The following is a 16,797-nucleotide window of genomic DNA, read 5'->3' as shown; positions in this document are numbered from 1 at the left end:
CAGTTTGTCAGGGCAGGTCGCACATATTCGGATACGAAGGCCGCGCCGGATTCATAAATAATTAGGAAACAGCAATTGGAAAGAATCCCGGCGTTACTTTGAACAGCCGGGATTCAATCATGGATTATCTCACACTCCCAGAGACTTAAGCTTTCTGTGCAGAGCGGAACGCTCCATGCCGATGAATTCGGCTGTGCGTGAAATATTGCCGCCAAAGCGGTTGATCTGCGCGATGAGGTAATCCTTCTCGAACTGCTCGCGCGCTTCGCGCAGCGGCAGCGCCATGATGTGCTGATCTGACTGGCCGGGTGTGCGGGGCATCACATCGCCGATTTCCCCCGGCAGCAGATCCGCCGTGATCGGCGCTTCCACGTCATCGCCGCGAACGAGGATCATCAGGCGCTCGATGTTGTTGCGCAACTGGCGGATGTTCCCCGGCCAGTTGTGAGCCTGCAGCACGGCCATCGCATCATCGCCCACACGGCGGGGCTTCATGCCCACCTGCCGGGCCACCTGCTTCATGAAGTGGTCGACCAGATAGGGAATGTCCTCGCGGCGCTCGGCAAGCCCCGGCACCATGACCGGCACCACCGCCAGACGGTGATACAGGTCTTCGCGAAAACGTCCGTCCGCGATCATCGCCTCAAGGTTCTGAGCGGTCGACGAAATGATGCGGACGTCGACCTTCACCCGCTTGGTGCCGCCGACGCGCTCGAATTGCTGGTCGACCAGAACGCGCAAAATCTTGTTCTGCGTCTCGCGCGGCATGTCGGCCACTTCATCGATGTAGAGAATGCCGCGATGCGCCTCCTCCAGTGCACCGACCTTGCGCTCGGTGCCGTTGGATTCCGTGCCGAACAGCTCGATCTCCATGCGCTCCGGCGTGATCGTCGCAGCACTCAGCGTCACGAACGGCCCGCTCTTGCGCGACGACATGGCATGGATGGCGCGCGCCGTCAGTTCCTTGCCGGAACCAGAGGGACCGATGATCATGACGCGGCTGTTGGTGGGCGCCACGCGCTCGATCGTCTGGCGCAACTGGCTCATGGCTGACGACATGCCGATGAGGTCGAAGGTCTCTCCGCTGCGCTGCCTGAGATCGGAAACCTCGCGTTTCAGCTTGGAGGTTTCCAGCGCCCTTTCCGCGACGAGGATGAGCCGATCGGCCTTGAACGGCTTCTCGATGAAATCATAGGCGCCGCGGCGGATCGCCGACACGGCCGTCTCGATATTGCCGTGGCCCGAGATCATCACCACCGGAAGGTTCGGATGCATCGTCTTGATCTCGTCCAGCAATGCCAGACCATCCAGCCGCGACCCCTGCAGCCAGATGTCGAGAAAGATCAGGCGCGGCGCGCGCTCCGCGATCGCCGCCAGCGCGCTGTCGGCATCATGGGCCGTGCGCGTTTCATGACCTTCATCGCTCAAAATCCCCGCGACGAGTTCGCGAATGTCTTCTTCGTCATCGACGATAAGAATATCAGACGCCATTTTCGACCTTTACAGTTTCTTTTTCAGACGATGAGCCGGCGGAGGTGGGGGCAGAGCCTCCGGCAGCAGGAAGGATGATCGTAACCATGGCGCCTCTTCCGCCATGGAATTCTTGCGGTGCATCGTGAAGCTCCAGGCGACCGCCATGGTCTTCGACGATCTTCTTGACGATAGCGAGGCCGAGGCCCGTGCCTTTGTCACGCGTCGTCATATAGGGCTCCAGAAGCCGCTGGCGATGCTCGCGCGGCAGGCCCTTGCCATTATCGATGACGTCGACACGGATGCTGTCTCCCTCGCGGCCGGCGCGGATCATGATGACGCTCGACGAGCCATCCTCGCGCTCCACGCCCTCCATCGCTTCCGACGCATTCTTGATGACGTTGCCGAAAGCCTGCGACAAAAGCCTCGTGTCGAATGTGCCGGGCAGCGGCTCATTGCCGAACTGGCGCTCGAAACGGATATCGGGGCGGCTGACCTCGACGAGGAACGAAGCCTCGCGCAAAGGTTCGCGCAGATCCAGCTGCTTCATGTCCGGCTTCGGCATGCGGGCGAAGGACGAGAATTCGTCCACCATGCGGCCGATATCGCCCACCTGCCGGATGATCGTGTCGGTGCACTGGTCGAACACTTCGCGATCCTCGGTGATCACCTTGCCGTAGCGCCGCTTGATGCGCTCCGCCGAAAGCTGGATCGGGGTCAGCGGGTTCTTGATCTCATGGGCGATGCGCCGGGCAACGTCGGCCCAGGCGGACGAACGCTGGGCGGTGACGAGATCGGTGATGTCGTCCACCGTCACCACATAGGATTTCGAGGCATCCTCGTTGTCCTCTTCCTCCATGGTGACCTGGATGTTGAAGGTGCGCTCCGCACCCGAGCGATAGAACGTCACCTGCTCGCGATAGACCGGCTTTTCCGACTTGCGCCCGATCTCGAAAGCCCGGCCGACCAGCGGCAGCAGCACGGAGAGGTTCTGTCCCGTGGCTGTCTCCGCATCGATTGCCAGCATGATCTCCGCCGAGCGGTTGACGATGGTGACGATGCCTTCCGCGTCGACGCCGATAACCCCCGCCGTCACGCCTTCCAGAACCGCTTCGGAGAAGCGGCGGCGCTCGTCTATCTGGTCCTTTGCCGTCAGCAACTCGTTGCGTTGCGACTTCAGCTCCAGCAGCATGTTGTTGAAGGTCGCGCCCAGCGAGGCGACGTCGCCGTCGGATGGACGCACCGGCACCGACACGTCGAGATTGCCCGTGGCCACCTCGTCAGCCGCGCCGATCAGCTGGCGGATCGGCCGCACAAGACGGTCGGCAACGGCGATGCCGGTCCAGACGGCAGAGAGAATGATGATCAGCGTCATCGACAGATAGGGCAGCGCAAAGGCGATCTGCGAAGGGCGCCGGTTCGATTCCAGCCCGCGATATTCATCGACGTTGGCACGCACGATCTCGCGGGCCTTGATCACTTCCGGATCGATCACCCGGATCGTGTAGAGAAACAGCCCCTCAAGCTCGCGCAGCTTGACGATGGCGCCCATGATGTTGCGCGTGCGCGGCTCGATCAGCAGCGGCGGCCCGCTCTCTGCCTCCTGGATGGCGCCTTCCGGCGGCTCCGGCATGGCGAAATCAGCCGAGGTTTGCGCGCTCATCACGAATGAGCCGTCCGACCTCACCAGCGCGGCGTGGGCAAGCCCTCGTCCCACCGCCTCCTTGTTCAGGAGATCGAGAAAACCGGTACGGTCGAGCCCGTAGAGCGTACGCGCGCTGTCCAGATCATAAGCCATCGACAGGGTCGTGCCCTGAAGGTTACGGGCATTCTCCTGCACATAGGCGTCGGCAATCGAAAGAGACGAGTTGATGATCGTCTTGGTTCTGATCTCGAACCATCTGTCGAGCCCGACATTCAGCGTTATGGAGGCGACGATTGCCACCATGATTGCGGGGATGGCCGCCACCAGCGCGAACATGGTCACGATGCGCACATGCAAACGCGAAGCCGCCTTGCCGATGCGCCGCGCCAGCAGGATGCGATGAATCTCACGGCCGATGAGCGCCATCAGCATCAGAATGAAAAGGGCGTTCGCCGCGATGAGAACGAGCGTGATGGTGCCGTCCGGCGCGATGGGCGTGGCGCCAACGAGAATCGCGAAGGATGCGCCTGCCGTAAAAAGGGCGCCCAGTATCGCCAGAATGCCCGGCAGGGCGAGCAGACGCCTGCCTTCCTGCGCGCGGCTTCTGGGCAGTCGCACCTGACCGGTGCTGAGAATTTGAGTCGCCATTCCGCCCTGTGACACCATGAATTGCGTTACATGTATGCAACATTGTGGCGATTATGCAACAAAACGGGCGAGAATATGGCCTCCCCCTGCAAAGCCGGCTCAGGACCGAGGCATCAGCCCGCAGACTTGTAGATGTTGATGCCCAGCTCGCGGATCTTCTTGCGCAAAGTGTTGCGATTAAGACCCAGCATTTCCGCGGCCTTGATCTGGTTGCCGCGCGTCGCCGTCATGGCCGCAAGCACCAGCGGATGCTCGACTTCGGCAAGGATGCGCTGATAGAGCCCCGGCGGCGGCAGTCCCGGCCCATAGGACGCGAAATGACGCTGGAGATAATGCTCCATCGCCTGCCCTATCGAGAGATTTTCCGGAATCAGCGTGCCGACGGCAACCGGATCCGGCCTTTCGCCCGAGTTCAGTTCGGCATCGATGATGTCGGCCGAGATTTCGTCCTGTGGATAAAGTGCGGCCAGCCGGCGCACGAGATTCTCAAGCTCCCGCACATTGCCCGGCCACGGGTAGCGCTTCATCAGGTCGACGCCGGCGGCGGCAATGCGCTTGGCCTGCAGACCCTCCTTTTCGCCCTGCTTGAAGAAATGGCGCACCAGATCGGGAATATCTTCCGAACGCTCGCGCAGCGCCGGCAGCCGCAACGGCACCACGTTCAGGCGATAAAAGAGATCTTCGCGGAACAGGCCCTGATGGATGAGGCCGCGCAGATCCTTGTTGGTGGCGGCGACGATGCGCACGTCGGTGCGGATCGGCGTACGCCCGCCGACGGTCGTGTACTCGCCCTGCTGAAGGACGCGCAGCAGCCGGGTCTGCGCCTCCATCGGCATGTCGCCGATCTCGTCAAGGAAGAGTGTGCCGCCCTCAGCCTGCTCGAAACGGCCGGTGGAGCGATTTTGCGCCCCGGTAAAAGCGCCCTTTTCGTGGCCGAAAAGCTCGGATTCGATCAGATCGCGCGGGATGGCGGCCATGTTGATGGCCACGAACGGACCGTTGCGGCGGCGGCCATATTCATGCAGCGCCCGCGCCACCAGTTCCTTGCCGGTGCCGGATTCGCCGGTGATCATCACGGTGAGGTCAGTCTGCATCATCCGCGCCAGCATGCGGTAGATGTCCTGCATGGCGGCGGAGCGCCCAACCAGTGGCAGGGAATCGGACTGATCCTCCGGCCTGTGATCGGCCTTCGCCTTGCGCGGCTCGGCAAGCGCCCGCTGCACGATGCCAAGCAACTCCGTCAGGTCGAACGGCTTGGGAAGATATTCATAGGCACCGGCCTCCGAGGCGCGGATTGCGGTGATGAAAGTGTTCTGCGCACTCATCACCACCACAGGCAATTCGGGCCGCGCCTTGCGGATGCGCGGCAGCATGTCGAAGGCGTTCTCGTCGGGCATGACAACGTCGGTGATCACCAGATCGCCCTCGCCCGCCGCCACCCAGCGCCACAGCGTGCCGGCATTTGAGGTCACGCGCACCTCATGGCCGGCCCGCGACAGCGCCTGAGTTAGAACGGTGCGGATAGCCGCATCGTCATCCGCAACAAGTATCTGTCCATGCACGCTCATCGGGCATTTCCCTGATCTGGAATCGGTTCATCCGGCACTGTCTCCTTCCATGCCGGCATCAGCACGCGGAAGGTGGTTCCACGCGAATTGGAATCGCATTCGACAATGCCGCCATGCTCGCCCACGATCTTCGCGACCAGCGGCAGCCCCAGCCCCGACCCATTGGTCTTGGTCGTGATGAAGGGGTCGAACAGGATCGGCAACAGATCCTCGGCCACGCCCGGACCGTTGTCGCGCACACAGAATTCCAGCGGCAGCGAGACGCGCTCCTGCGTGCCCGGCACCGACATGCGGATGCCGGGGCGGAAAGCGGTGGTCAGCATGATTTCCCCCAGCGGATCGCTGCCCACCGCCTCGGCGGCGTTCTTGATCAGGTTGAGGAACACCTGAATGAGCTGGTCGCGATTTCCGTAAACCGGCGGCAAGGAGGGATCATAATCCTCGATGATGGTGATGCCACGCGCGAACCCGTTTTTCGCAATCGCCTTCACGCGATCGAGCACCACGTGAATATTAACCGGATAACGGTCAATCGGCCGCTCGTCCGAAAACACCTCCATGCGATCCACCAGCGCCACGATGCGGTCGGTCTCTTCGGTGATCAGGCGTGTCAGAGCCCGGTCTTCGTCGGATGCCGACTGTTCGAGGAGTTGTGCGGCACCCCTTATGCCCGAAAGCGGGTTCTTGATCTCGTGCGCCAGCATGGCGGCAAGGCCCGTCACCGAGCGGGCCGCGCCGCGATGGGTCATCTGACGGTCGATCTTGTCCGCCATTGACCTTTCCTGAAACATGACCACCACGGAACCCGGGAACTCCGGAACGGGCGCGGCATAGAGATCGACCATCTTCTCAATGCCAAGACGGGGCGAGGAAATGTCGACGCGATATTCGTTCACCGGCGCGCGGCGTTCGCGCACCTGATCGACAAGGGCCAGCAGCGGACTGCCGAAGGGAATGAGCTTCGACAAGGTGCTGCGTCTCAGAACCGGGGCGCTGGAGCGGAAGAAGTCCTCGGCATCCGCATTGGCGAAGGAGATATAGCCTTCAGGATCGACCATGATGACGGGCCGCCTGATCGTGTTGAGAAGGATCTGCGCGGCATCGCCCGCATCCGCGGTTCTGATCGGTATCGAACTCATGCCGCGTCCCTCGCATTGGCGGGTTGGCTGAAAATCTCGTTCACCAGCGAAATCACCTGCCGAGGATCGCCGCAGGTCAGCAGCGCCTTGCGCTGGCCTGCGCCAACGGACGGCGCATGTCGGTCGAGATACCAGCCAAGATGCTTGCGCGCCTGCCGCAGACCGCTTTCCCTGCCATAAAGCGACAGCATGTCCTCGTAGTGCGCGGTGACATAGGAGGCCAGTTCTCTTCCCACTGATGGAATTTCCGGCGCGGGAACACCGCCGACAGCAGAAGCGATCTCGCCGGCCGTCCAGGGCGCGCCATAATGCGCGCGACCGACCATGACGGCGTCTGCCCCTGACTCCCTCAGGATCGCCCCCGCATCCGCCAGAGATCCGACATCGCCATTGGCGACCACCGGAACCGTAACGGCAGCCTTGACCCCGGCAATCGCCTTCCAGTCAGCCCTGCCCTTGTAGAACTGGCAGCGCGTGCGCCCATGCACCGTCACCATCTTCACGCCAGCTTGTTCCGCGCGCTGCGCCAGAACCGGCGCGTTCAGCACGTTTTCATCCCAGCCGAGCCGCATCTTGACGGTGACGGGAACGTCCACCGCGCCGACCACGGCCTCGATCAGCGTCAGCGCATGGTCGAGATCCAGCATCAGGGCCGACCCGGCATAACCGCCCGTCACCTTCTTGGCCGGACAGCCCATATTGATGTCGATAATATCGGCGCCCTCGCCCACAGCGATGCGCGCGGCTTCGGCCATGTGCGAGGCCTCGCGCCCCGCAAGCTGAACCATGTGCACCGGCAGGCCCGAATGACGGATGCGCAGGTCGAAGCCCGCGCGTCCCTTCGCCAGTTCGCCACTGGCCACCATTTCCGAAATGACGAGGCCGGCGCCATGGGCATAAGCGCGCTGGCGAAAAGGCTCATCGGTGACGCCCGACATCGGCGCCAGAAAAACGCGATTGCGAATTTCGACGCCGCCTATATCCAAAGGCTTGGACAGGATGGCCTGATCGGACATGCACAAAAACCATGCAGATATTATTGATGCACATTGTTTAAACAATCTCCGGAAATGATGCAATGCACAATCATGTCACATTCACGCTCCCCTGCTGAAAATGCTGGCCTTCCCGGTTCCGCGCGACTAAGCCTCCGCCATGGCTGAGCGAACCGACATTTCTGTTAGCGAGGGAACGTGCCGGATCGCGGCCGTGATCGTGGCCGCCGGGCGCGGCGAGCGCGCGGGCCAGGCTGACGGCCCCAAGCAGTATCGACATATCGGCGGCCGGGCCGTCATTGCGCATACGCTGGAAACCTTCCTGTCGCATCCGCAGGTGGATACCGTCGTCGTCGCCATCCACGCCGACGACCGCGAATTGCTGCGCAAGGCAGCGGAAGACCATCATGACCGCGTCACCATCGTCATCGGCGGTCCGACACGGCAGGAATCGGTGCGGCTGGGTCTTCTCGCCCTGCATGAGAAAGCACCTGACAAGGTGCTGATTCATGACGCGGTCCGCCCTTTTTGCGACACCGAACTGATCACCCGCACCATCGACACGATCACCGAAGCGCAAGGTGCGCTGCCTGCCCTGCCGGTCGCCGACACGCTGAAGCGGGAAGCCTTTGGCGGCATGGTCGGCGAGACGGTGCCGCGTGCCGGGCTCCATGGCGCGCAAACGCCGCAGGGTTTTCCGTTCAGGCCAATTCTGCAGGCGCATGACCGGGCGCATGCGCTCGGCCGCCACGATTTCACCGACGATGCGGCGATCGCCGAATGGGCCGGCATCCCGGTCATGCTGGTGCCCGGCTCACCGGACAATGTAAAGCTCACATGGGCAAGGGATATTTCCATGGCAGACCAGAGGCTTAAAGGGACAGCGTCAAGCTTTCCCGATGTACGTACCGGCAATGGCTATGACGTCCATTCCTTTGAAGCCGGCGACCATGTGGTGCTGTGCGGCATCAGCATTCCGCACACGCGCAAGCTATCCGGCCATTCCGATGCCGATGTCGGCCTTCACGCCCTCACCGACGCCCTACTCGCCACCTGCGGCGCCGGCGATATCGGCACTCATTTCCCGCCTTCCGATCCGCAGTGGAAGGGGGCTGCATCGCGCCTGTTTGTGGAACATGCCGTGGCGATCGTGCGCGAGCGCGGCGGGCGCATCGCCAATGCCGACGTGACCTTGATCTGTGAAGCCCCCAAAATTGGCCCTCATCGTGAAGCGATGGTGGCGGAACTATCTTCGATGCTCGGCATTTCGGCAGAGCGTATTTCGATCAAGGCCACCACCAATGAAAGGCTTGGCTTCGTCGGACGCGAGGAAGGCATTGCGGCCATCGTAACGGCCAGCGTCATCTACCCCGGAGAGGTTCCCGCATGACGGAAGCAGGCGTCGGAGAGATCAGGGATCAGGATGTCGGAGACCTGGCGGATCGCTTCCTGAAGGCCTGCAAGCGCAGCGGCATATTGGCAACCACTGCCGAAAGCTGCACCGGCGGCCTCATCATCGCCGCCATGACCGACATTCCGGGTTCCTCTTCCATGGTCGACCGGGGCTTCGTCACCTATTCCAACGAAGCCAAGATGGAGATGCTGGGCGTCTCCGCACAGACACTGGACGCTCATGGCGCCGTATCATCCCAGACAGCCGCAGAGATGGCCGAAGGCGCGCTGAGAAACGCCCACGCAGGCATCGCGCTTGCCGTCACCGGCATCGCCGGCCCTGACGGCGGCAGCGCTGAAAAGCCCGTCGGTCTTGTCTGGTTCGGTCTGGCCGTAACGGGCAAGCCCGTGCACGTCGAAAACCGCATCTTCGACAATCGCGGCCGCGATTTCATCCGGCGCGAAACGGTCAAGCATGCGCTACGCATGGGCCTCAAAGCCCTTGGCGACGATCAGGCCGTTTCAGCCGAACGTCCGTAGATCGCATCGGCGCGCTTTTCAAAGGCTTCCGCGAACATGCGGAAGGCGCGGTCGAACATGGTTCCCATCACCGCGCTGAGCAGGCGGCTCTTGAATTCATAATCGATGAAGAAGCGCACGAGGCAGCCCGCTTCGTGCTCCTCGAACTCCCAGACATTGCTGAGATATTTGAACGGCCCGTCGATGTATTTGACATCGATTGCCCGCTCCTGCGGCTTCAGAAGCACCTGCGTGATGAAGGTCTCGCGAATGGCCTTGTAGCCCACGCTCATGGAGGCGACGAGCAGCGTCTTGCCGTCGCGCTCGCGGCGTGACTGCACGGTCAGCGCCTCGCACAGCGGCAGGAACTCCGGATAGCGCTCGACATCGGCCACCAGCGCGAACATTTGATCCGGCGAGTGGGCGACTTGGCGGGTGGCCTCGAACTTTGGCATGAAACGAGAAAACTACGCCGATTTCCGCAAAGAGGATTCGCGGGCCGCTTTCAACCGCGCGAAATCCTCACCAGCATGGTGGGACGAACGCGTCAGCGGGCTGGAAGCCACAAGCAGAAAACCCTTGGTCTTGCCGATGGTGGCATAGGACTGGAATTCCTCCGGTGTCACGAAACGCCTGACCGGATGGTGCTTGCGGGTCGGCTGGAGATACTGGCCGATGGTCATGAAGTCGACATTGGCGGTGCGCAGGTCGTCCATGAGCTGCAGCACCTCGTTGCGCTCCTCGCCCAGCCCCACCATGATGCCGGACTTGGTGAAAATGGAGGGGTCGAGTTCCTTCACCCGCTGCAGCAGGCGGATCGAGTGGAAATAGCGGGCGCCGGGGCGCACCGTCAGATAATTCGACGGCACCGTCTCCAGATTGTGATTGAAGACATCCGGCCTTGCCTCGACCACGATCTCAAGCGCCTTCGCCCCGTCCTTGCGCAGGAAATCCGGCGTCAGGATTTCGATGGTCGTGGAAGGCGCTGCCGCACGGATGGCGTAGATGACATCGGCAAAATGCTGCGCGCCGCCATCGGCGAGATCGTCACGATCCACCGAGGTGATCACGACATGGGTAAGTCCCATCTGTCGCACCGCATGGGCCACGCGATCGGGCTCATTGGTGTCCAGCGGTGTCGGAATGCCGGTCGCGACATTGCAGAAAGCGCAGGCACGCGTGCAGATCTCGCCCATGATCATGAAAGTGGCGTGCTTCTTTTCCCAGCATTCGCCGATATTGGGGCAGCCGGCCTCCTCGCAAACGGTCACCAGCTTGTTCGTCTTCACGATCTCGCGGGTCTCGGCATAGCCCTTCGACACCGGCGCCTTGACGCGAATCCATTCGGGCTTGCGCAACACCTCCTGGTCGGGGCGATGCGCCTTTTCAGGGTGCCTCACCCGTGGCGGGTTTGCGATATTGTCGAGAACGGTGACCATATCCGATCCAATACTTCACTGGCGCGGGACGGACCCGCGCACTCCCTGTCATCTAGGACGTTTTGCCGGAATAAGAAAGGCCGCGGAGGCACAAGCCCCCGCGGCCTTTACGAAATACGGATCGGAACGAGACGCTACTGGCGCACCATCCGCCCGACGAAGATCAGAATACAGGCGCCGATAAAGCCCGTGATCAGATAGGCGAGCCAGCCCACCCCGAAGGAACCGATATTGAGAGCCTGCAAGATGGCGTTCAGCACCACTGCGCCGACGATCCCCAGAACCACGTTCATGAGGATGCCCATGTTGCTCTTCATCACCATTTCGGCAAGCCAGCCGGCAACGCCGCCAACCAAAATAGCCGCGATCCAGCCCACACCGTTGACGCCCATATGAATGGTCCCTCCAGAAAGGATTAGAATTCACATGCAACGTCCGAACCTCACATCTGGTTCCACGGCTGGCCCGGAGCCGGGGCGAGGCGCATGATCGCCTCCCCCCATCCCAGAAATGGCTGGCTCAGGCGTTCAGCGCGCGCCCATAGGCGTCGAGCACGCTTTCCTTCATCATCTCCGAAAGGGTCGGATGCGGGAACACCGTGTGCATCAGCTCTTCCTCGGTGGTTTCGAGGTTCATCGCCACGACAAAACCCTGGATCAGCTCGGTCACTTCCGCGCCAACCATATGCGCGCCGAGCAGCTCGCCGGTCTTCTTGTCGAAGATGGTCTTGATCAGACCCTGATCCTCGCCAAGCGCGATGGCCTTGCCATTGGCCGCGAACTGGAAGCGGCCGACCCGGATGTCGCGGCCTTCCGCCCTGGCCTTCGCTTCGGTGAGGCCGACGGATGCCACCTGCGGGCTGCAATAGGTGCAGCCGGGAATCTTCGACTTGTCGAGACCATGCACGCCCGGCACGCCGGCGATCTTCTCCACGCAGATCACGCCTTCATGCTCGGCCTTGTGCGCCAGCATGGGCGGGCCGGCGACGTCGCCGATGGCATAGATGCCCGACACATTGGTGTTGCCGTAGCCATCCACCACCACGCAGCCGCGGTCGGTCTTCACGCCAAGCCCCTCCAGCCCGAGATTTTCGATGTTGCCGACAACGCCAACGGCCGAAATCATGCGGTCGGCGGTGATCTTCTCCACCTTGCCGTCCTTGGTCTCGACATGGGCTGTGATCGAGTTCGCGCCCTTTTCGACCTTCGTCACCTTGGCTTCGAGCAGGATCTTCATGCCCTGCTTTTCGAACTGCTTCTGGGCGAATTTGGAGATTTCCGCATCCTCGACCGGCATAACCTGCGGCATCACCTCGACCACGGTCACCTCGGCGCCCATAGTGCGGTAGAATGAGGCGAATTCGATGCCGATGGCGCCCGAGCCCATGACGAGCAGAGACTTCGGCATTTCCTTCGGCACCATGGCCTCGAAATAGCTCCAGATCAGCTTACCGTCCGGCTCGATGCCGGGCAGCGCGCGCGGCCGCGCGCCGGTGGCGACGATGATGTGCTTCGCCGTATAGGTGCCCTCGCCCTTCACGCCCTTCGGCACCGGGTTCTGCGGCTCCATCGGCTTCTTCGAGCTTTTGGAAACGACGATCTCACCGGGTTTGGAAAGCTTCGCCTCGCCCCAGATCACGTCGACCTTGTTCTTCTTCATCAGGAAGGCGACGCCGCCGTTCAGCCGGCGCGAAACACCGCGCGAGCGCTCCACCACGGCATCAATGTCGGCGCTGACCTTGCCGTCGATCTTCAGGCCATAGGCTCCGGGATTTTCGGCGTAATGCTTGATCTCGGCCGAGCGCAGCAACGCCTTGGTGGGAATGCAGCCCCAGTTGAGGCAGATGCCGCCCAGATGCTCGCGCTCCACGATCGCGGTCCTGAAACCAAGCTGCGCGGAGCGAACGGCCGTCACATAGCCGCCCGGACCGGAACCGATGATGATGACGTCGTAAGCCTCGGCCATAAATCCTTGCCTTTCCTCAAGCGGCGCTGCGCGTCAGCAGCACCCAGTCATGTTGCTTGCCATCTCCGGTGAGCGGGACAGCCTGCCGTCGCGTCACCTCGGCGAATCCATGCGATTTGTAAAGTCCAAGCGCGGTGTCGTTGTCACTTTCGGTGATCAGGCTCACCGGCCGGTTGCCGGCGCGAACGATCTCATGCGCAAGCAGCCGTTTTCCCAGCCCCTTGCCGCGATGATGGCGGTAAACGCCGAGGCTGTCGACGAACCAGTGGTCCACGATCGTCTTCTGCAGTTCGAGGATCGGCTCCACAACGGGATGCGGCGCCGTTTCATCAGCGATCGAAGGCAGGATCGGATGGCCGATGATGACGCCGGCGATCTCTTCACCAACCACAGCGATGTTGGCATCCCGCCACGCAGCTGGTTGCGTATCGGAGCGCATGAAGGACCGGCCTTCCTCGAAGGCTGTCTCCTTCGAGCCGTTCAGCACCGCGCCGTGCCAGAACCACGACGCAAAACCGTGCGACGAAATATCGACCAGAATGGCCAGTTCCGCCGCGTCATTCTTCTGCGCGGGCCTGATGGCGATGGCATCCGGCACGGTCAAAGCTCCAACATCACGCGCACCACCGGTGCGAGCGCCTCACCCAGCCTGCGCGAATTTTCCGCATCCATATGAACGCCGTCGATCTGGCAAACCTCGCAGACACCGGAAGCATCGAAAAACCCGCACCCCACCTCATCCGCGAGCTGCTCGTAGTAACCGGCGAGTTCACCCGCTCCCTTCTTGCCGGGAGAAGCCACCGGAGGGGCGACGATCAGCACTTTCGGCTCGGGATGGCCGAGCGGATCGTCATGACCGCGCACGATGGCGATGAGGCGCCGCATGCCCTGCCGAGCGACGAAGGGATCGCCATGAATCCACGACTTCATGTCATTGGATCCCAGCATGATGATCACCAGATCAAGCGGCGCATGCGAGGACAGAAGCGTGGGAAGAAAACGGGCTCCGTTGCGGTCGGCGCCCACGAGATTGTCATCGAAGGCGGTGGTGCGCCCGTTCAGGCCCTCGGCGACGACATGAACGCCGTCACCGAGTTCGCGCTGAAGAGCGCTCGGCCAGCGATCCTCCAGCGCATGGCGACGCGGACCCGAGGCATCATAGCCCCAGGTCAGCGAGTCACCGTAGCAGAGCACCGTCCGCATGCGTCGTCAGACCACCAGACCCATCGGGTTTTCGACAAGACGCTTGAAGGCGCCGATGAGTTCAGCACCCAGCGCGCCGTCCACCGCCCGGTGGTCGGTCGACAGCGTCACCGACATCACCGTCGCCACCTTCACCTCGCCATCCTTCACCACCGCCCGCTGCTCGCCCGCGCCAATCGCAAGGATCGTCGCATGCGGCGGGTTGATGACGGCGGCGAAGTCCCTGATCCCGAACATGCCGAGGTTCGAAACCGCCGTGGTGCCGCCCTGATACTCTTCCGGCTTCAGCTTGCGGGTCCGGGCGCGTGCCGCCAGATCCTTCATCTCGTTGGAGATCGAAGACAGGCTCTTTTCCTCGGCCTTGCGCACGATGGGCGTGATCAGCCCGCCGGGAATGGAGACGGCAACGCCGACATCGGCGTGACGGTGCTTCACCATCGCACCCTCGGTCCACGACACGTTGGCGTCGGGCACCTCCTTCAGGGCCAGCGCCAGCGCCTTGATGATCAGGTCGTTGACGGAGAGCTTGTAGGCCGGCTCCTCGCCCTTTTCCGTCTTCTTCACCGGTGCGGCGTCGTTGAGCTGCTTGCGCAGGCCAAGCAAAGCATCCAGTTCGCAATCCACCGTAAGGTAGAAATGCGGCACGGTCGACTTCGCTTCCACCAGACGCCTTGCGATAGTCTTGCGCATATTGTCGTGCGGGATCAGCTCGTAGGAGCCTTCCTCGAACAGTTTCAGCACCGCGTCGTCCGACATCGGTTTTACCGCCGGCGCGGCAGCGGCAGGTGCTGCCGCCTCAACCGCAGGTGCCACGGCGGCAGCCTTCGCCCCGCCCCCGGCAATCGCGGCTTCCACGTCGGCCTTCACCACCCGCCCCTGCGGACCGGAGCCGGACACGCCGGACAGGTCGAGACCGGCATCCTTGGCGATGCGACGGGCGAGCGGCGATGCGAAGACACGATCCGTGTCCTTTTCTACAGCAGCCGTAGCTGGAGCAGCCTTCACTTCCGGCGCGGCAGGAGCCGCAGCTTGCGGCGCTTCGGCGGGCGCCGCAGCGCTTTCCGTTTTTGCTTCCGCCTTCGGCGCCTCGGCCTTGGCCGGCGCATCCCCGGACGCCTTGGCCGCCGCCGCGACATCCTCGCCATCTTCGGCAAGAACGGCGATCAGCGTGTTGACCTTGACGCCCTCGGTGCCTGCCGGCACGACGATCTTCGCGACGGTGCCTTCATCGACAGCCTCGACTTCCATGGTGGCCTTGTCGGTCTCGATCTCGGCGATCACGTCACCGGGCGAAACCCTGTCGCCTTCCTTGACCAGCCACTTGCTCAGATTGCCCTCTTCCATGGTCGGAGAGAGCGCCGGCATGGTGATATTGATCGGCATATCGTCCTCCCCCGGAGCCTAGCGATAGGTGACGGCTTTCACCGCCTCGACGACTTCGCCGACATTCGGCAAGGCCAGCTTTTCCAGATTGGCCGCATAGGGCATCGGCACATCCTTGCCGGCGATGGTGATCACCGGAGCATCAAGGTAGTCGAAGGCGCGCTGCGAAACCTGATTGGCGATATGATCGCCGACCGAGCTCTGCGGGAACCCTTCCTCGACCACGACCAGCCGGTTGGTCTTCCTCACCGACTCGATGATCGTATCGAGATCGAGCGGACGGATGGTGCGCAGATCGATGATCTCGGCATCGATGCCCATCGCCGCCAGTTCTTCTTCCGCCTTGATCGCATAGGTCATGCCGATGCCGAAGGACACCAGCGTGACATCCCTGCCCTTCTTGTGGATGCGCGCCTTGCCGATGGGCAGCACGAAATCATCCAGCTTCGGCACATCGAAATGGTGGCCGTAGAGGATTTCGTTTTCAAGGAAGATTACCGGATTGGGATCGCGGATCGCCGCCTTGAGCAGACCCTTGGCATCAGCCGCCGTGTAGGGCATCACCACCTTGAGGCCGGGAATATGGCTGTACCAGGCCGCGTAGCACTGCGAGTGCTGGGCCGCCACGCGCGCCGCCGCTCCATTCGGGCCGCGGAACACGATCGGCGCACCCATCTGGCCGCCCGACATGTAAAGCGTCTTGGCCGCCGAATTGACGATCTGGTCGATCGCCTGCATGGCGAAGTTGAAAGTCATGAATTCGACGATCGGCTTGAGACCTGCAAAGGCCGCACCCACGCCGACGCCGGCAAAGCCATGCTCGGTGATCGGGGTATCGACGACGCGGCGGTCGCCGAATTCCTGCAACAGCCCCTGTGTGATCTTGTAGGCGCCCTGATACTCGGCGACTTCCTCACCCATGACGAAGACATCCTCGTCGCGGCGCATTTCTTCGGCCATGGCGTCGCGCAAAGCTTCGCGCACGGTCATCGACACCATTTCGGTGCCGGCGGGAATATCGGGGTCGGCCGCGACTTCGATCTTCGGCGCTGCGGCGACCGGAGCAGGCTTTGCAGCCTCCGGCGCAGGCTTTTCCTCAGCCTTCGCCGCTTCGGCCTTGGCCGCGGGAGCAGGAGCAGGAGCAGGAGCGGCGGCCTTGCCGATGTCGTCGGCGCTTTCGCCATCCTGCAGCAGAACAGCGATCGGCGCGTTCACCTTGACGCCTTCGGTGCCGGCGGGAACAAGAATTTTGCCCAGCGTACCTTCATCGACGGCTTCGACTTCCATGGTGGCCTTGTCGGTCTCGATTTCGGCAATCACGTCACCGGCGACGATCTTGTCGCCTTCGTTCTTCAGCCATTTGGAGAGGTTGCCCTCTTCCATCGTCGGCGAGAGCGCCGGCATGAGAATTTCGATCGGCATCTGCCCCCT

15 protein-coding genes are annotated in these 16,797 nt (G+C 62.4%); 2 read left to right on the top strand and 13 right to left on the bottom strand.

Annotated elements, in window-relative coordinates:
* Nucleotides 1–129: 129 nt before the first annotated feature.
* From ntrX to dusB, 5 genes are all read right to left on the bottom strand, one after another.
* Nucleotides 130–1,491, bottom strand: a complete 1,362-nt coding sequence (gene ntrX / locus AC5XE7_RS01130; RefSeq protein WP_183830497.1) for a nitrogen assimilation response regulator NtrX — start codon at nt 1,489–1,491, stop codon at nt 130–132.
* Nucleotides 1,481–3,763 carry a sensor histidine kinase NtrY-like gene (locus AC5XE7_RS01125; protein ID WP_239798890.1) on the bottom strand — a complete coding sequence of 761 codons (2,283 nt, stop codon included), beginning with the start codon at nt 3,761–3,763 and terminating at the stop codon, nt 1,481–1,483. The genes ntrX and AC5XE7_RS01125 overlap by 11 nt, the downstream gene beginning before the upstream one ends.
* 113 nt (nt 3,764–3,876) lie before the next feature.
* Nucleotides 3,877–5,331, bottom strand: coding sequence for a nitrogen regulation protein NR(I) (gene ntrC / locus AC5XE7_RS01120; protein ID WP_239798891.1), 1,455 nt, complete (start codon nt 5,329–5,331; stop codon nt 3,877–3,879).
* The gene (locus tag AC5XE7_RS01115; RefSeq protein ID WP_495364488.1) at nt 5,328–6,470 is read right to left on the bottom strand and encodes a two-component system sensor histidine kinase NtrB; all 1,143 of its coding nucleotides are present in this window, start codon (nt 6,468–6,470) and stop codon (nt 5,328–5,330) included. The genes ntrC and AC5XE7_RS01115 overlap by 4 nt, the downstream gene beginning before the upstream one ends.
* The gene (gene dusB, locus AC5XE7_RS01110; protein WP_495364489.1) at nt 6,467–7,486 is read right to left on the bottom strand and encodes a tRNA dihydrouridine synthase DusB; all 1,020 of its coding nucleotides are present in this window, start codon (nt 7,484–7,486) and stop codon (nt 6,467–6,469) included. Before dusB ends, AC5XE7_RS01115 begins: the two co-directional genes overlap by 4 nt.
* Before the next feature lie 139 nt (nt 7,487–7,625).
* On the opposite strand from dusB, the gene AC5XE7_RS01105 reads away from it, so the two are divergent.
* Together AC5XE7_RS01105 and AC5XE7_RS01100 are read left to right on the top strand one after the other, a co-directional pair.
* Nucleotides 7,626–8,855, top strand: coding sequence for a bifunctional 2-C-methyl-D-erythritol 4-phosphate cytidylyltransferase/2-C-methyl-D-erythritol 2,4-cyclodiphosphate synthase (locus tag AC5XE7_RS01105; protein WP_495364490.1), 1,230 nt, complete (start codon nt 7,626–7,628; stop codon nt 8,853–8,855).
* On the top strand, nt 8,852–9,397 hold the full coding sequence (locus tag AC5XE7_RS01100) for a CinA family protein (RefSeq protein WP_495364491.1): 546 nt from the start codon (nt 8,852–8,854) through the stop codon (nt 9,395–9,397). Before AC5XE7_RS01105 ends, AC5XE7_RS01100 begins: the two co-directional genes overlap by 4 nt.
* On the opposite strand, the gene AC5XE7_RS01095 is transcribed toward AC5XE7_RS01100, so the two are convergent.
* The 8 genes from AC5XE7_RS01095 to AC5XE7_RS01060 form a co-directional block, all read right to left on the bottom strand.
* Nucleotides 9,370–9,831, bottom strand: a complete 462-nt coding sequence (locus tag AC5XE7_RS01095; protein WP_495364492.1) for a type II toxin-antitoxin system RatA family toxin — start codon at nt 9,829–9,831, stop codon at nt 9,370–9,372. The two genes, AC5XE7_RS01100 and AC5XE7_RS01095, sit on opposite strands and share 28 nt — an antisense overlap.
* 12 nt (nt 9,832–9,843) lie before the next feature.
* Complete coding sequence (gene lipA, locus AC5XE7_RS01090) at nt 9,844–10,815, bottom strand: lipoyl synthase (protein WP_183830520.1); 972 nt, start codon at nt 10,813–10,815, stop codon at nt 9,844–9,846.
* 134 nt (nt 10,816–10,949) lie between these two features.
* Complete coding sequence (locus tag AC5XE7_RS01085; RefSeq protein ID WP_495364493.1) at nt 10,950–11,207, bottom strand: GlsB/YeaQ/YmgE family stress response membrane protein; 258 nt, start codon at nt 11,205–11,207, stop codon at nt 10,950–10,952.
* 127 nt (nt 11,208–11,334) lie between these two features.
* Nucleotides 11,335–12,780 carry a dihydrolipoyl dehydrogenase gene (gene lpdA / locus AC5XE7_RS01080; protein WP_495364494.1) on the bottom strand — a complete coding sequence of 482 codons (1,446 nt, stop codon included), beginning with the start codon at nt 12,778–12,780 and terminating at the stop codon, nt 11,335–11,337.
* Between the two features lie 16 nt (nt 12,781–12,796).
* Entirely contained in the window at nt 12,797–13,378 is a 582-nt protein-coding gene (locus tag AC5XE7_RS01075; RefSeq protein WP_495364495.1) for a GNAT family N-acetyltransferase, read from the bottom strand.
* Nucleotides 13,379–13,380: 2 nt separating this feature from the next.
* Nucleotides 13,381–13,983: an SGNH/GDSL hydrolase family protein gene (locus AC5XE7_RS01070; protein ID WP_495364496.1), complete on the bottom strand. Its 603-nt coding sequence runs from the start codon at nt 13,981–13,983 to the stop codon at nt 13,381–13,383.
* A 6-nt stretch (nt 13,984–13,989) separates the two neighbouring features.
* Nucleotides 13,990–15,366 carry a pyruvate dehydrogenase complex dihydrolipoamide acetyltransferase gene (locus AC5XE7_RS01065; RefSeq protein WP_495364497.1) on the bottom strand — a complete coding sequence of 459 codons (1,377 nt, stop codon included), beginning with the start codon at nt 15,364–15,366 and terminating at the stop codon, nt 13,990–13,992.
* Between the two features lie 18 nt (nt 15,367–15,384).
* On the bottom strand, nt 15,385–16,788 hold the full coding sequence (locus AC5XE7_RS01060; RefSeq protein WP_495364498.1) for a pyruvate dehydrogenase complex E1 component subunit beta: 1,404 nt from the start codon (nt 16,786–16,788) through the stop codon (nt 15,385–15,387).
* Nucleotides 16,789–16,797: the final 9 nt, after the last annotated feature.

It is taken from the genome of Aquamicrobium sp. YD-1-mutant5, assembly GCF_059509755.1.
Note: the sequence above shows the minus strand (reverse complement) of the source record. Positions and strands in the feature narration are given on the sequence as shown.

What these genes read in the sequence shown, in the direction of transcription:
- AC5XE7_RS01125 (WP_239798890.1), bottom strand. Translation starts at nt 3,763, where the DNA reads ATGGCGACTCAAATTCTCAGCACCGGTCAGGTGCGACTGCCCAGAAGC.
- lipA (WP_183830520.1), bottom strand. Translation starts at nt 10,815, where the DNA reads ATGGTCACCGTTCTCGACAATATCGCAAACCCGCCACGGGTGAGGCAC.
- AC5XE7_RS01070 (WP_495364496.1), bottom strand. Translation starts at nt 13,983, where the DNA reads ATGCGGACGGTGCTCTGCTACGGTGACTCGCTGACCTGGGGCTATGAT.
- ntrX (WP_183830497.1), bottom strand. Translation starts at nt 1,491, where the DNA reads ATGGCGTCTGATATTCTTATCGTCGATGACGAAGAAGACATTCGCGAA.
- ntrC (WP_239798891.1), bottom strand. Translation starts at nt 5,331, where the DNA reads ATGAGCGTGCATGGACAGATACTTGTTGCGGATGACGATGCGGCTATC.
- dusB (WP_495364489.1), bottom strand. Translation starts at nt 7,486, where the DNA reads ATGTCCGATCAGGCCATCCTGTCCAAGCCTTTGGATATAGGCGGCGTC.
- AC5XE7_RS01105 (WP_495364490.1), top strand. Translation starts at nt 7,626, where the DNA reads ATGGCTGAGCGAACCGACATTTCTGTTAGCGAGGGAACGTGCCGGATC.
- AC5XE7_RS01115 (WP_495364488.1), bottom strand. Translation starts at nt 6,470, where the DNA reads ATGAGTTCGATACCGATCAGAACCGCGGATGCGGGCGATGCCGCGCAG.
- AC5XE7_RS01085 (WP_495364493.1), bottom strand. Translation starts at nt 11,207, where the DNA reads ATGGGCGTCAACGGTGTGGGCTGGATCGCGGCTATTTTGGTTGGCGGC.
- AC5XE7_RS01100 (WP_495364491.1), top strand. Translation starts at nt 8,852, where the DNA reads ATGACGGAAGCAGGCGTCGGAGAGATCAGGGATCAGGATGTCGGAGAC.
- lpdA (WP_495364494.1), bottom strand. Translation starts at nt 12,780, where the DNA reads ATGGCCGAGGCTTACGACGTCATCATCATCGGTTCCGGTCCGGGCGGC.
- AC5XE7_RS01065 (WP_495364497.1), bottom strand. Translation starts at nt 15,366, where the DNA reads ATGCCGATCAATATCACCATGCCGGCGCTCTCTCCGACCATGGAAGAG.
- AC5XE7_RS01095 (WP_495364492.1), bottom strand. Translation starts at nt 9,831, where the DNA reads ATGCCAAAGTTCGAGGCCACCCGCCAAGTCGCCCACTCGCCGGATCAA.
- AC5XE7_RS01060 (WP_495364498.1), bottom strand. Translation starts at nt 16,788, where the DNA reads ATGCCGATCGAAATTCTCATGCCGGCGCTCTCGCCGACGATGGAAGAG.